General features: G+C 52.5%; 1 pseudogene. It reads left to right on the forward strand.

Annotation, left to right across the window (positions count from 1 at the left end):
* Positions 1-547, forward strand: a pseudogene (locus tag ACTHUR_RS17290) (hypothetical protein); the annotation flags it as partial.

Consider the following 547-nt stretch of genomic DNA (forward strand, 5'->3'; position numbering starts at 1 on the left):
CGGCAGCACTTCGACTTCAAGCAAAAAACTGGGAGAGCGCGTCGGCATCAAAGGCGGTAGCCACATCACCACTTCCGCCGATGGCAACAACGTTACCGTCAAACTGAATGACGATATTACGTTGACCAGCGTAACCGCGACTACCTTGAAAGCAGGCGACAGCGTACTGACGACTGACGGTCTGAAGATTGGTGCGGACGGTTCGCCAAGCCAAGTGTCTCTGACTAATGCCGGTCTGAACAACGGCGGTAACAAGATTGCCAAAGTAGCCAAAGGTACGGAAGACACCGACGGAGTGAACGTCAGCCAAATCAAACCGTTGGCAACAGCGTTGAATACGACCGTTGGTGCGGATGGTTCTATCGCTGCTCCTAACTTTACCGTCAAACAAGCGGACGGTACGGTAAGTGCACCGGTGCATACCGTTCAAGAAGCATTGGACAAAGTCGGTGACGAGTTGAACAAAGGTCTGAAGATTGCCGCCGACGAAGGGTCGACTGAAAAAGTCAACTTAGGTGATACCGTTACTTACACCGGTACCGATGGC

The sequence above is a fragment of the Neisseria sp. P0021.S007 genome, from assembly GCF_051956855.1.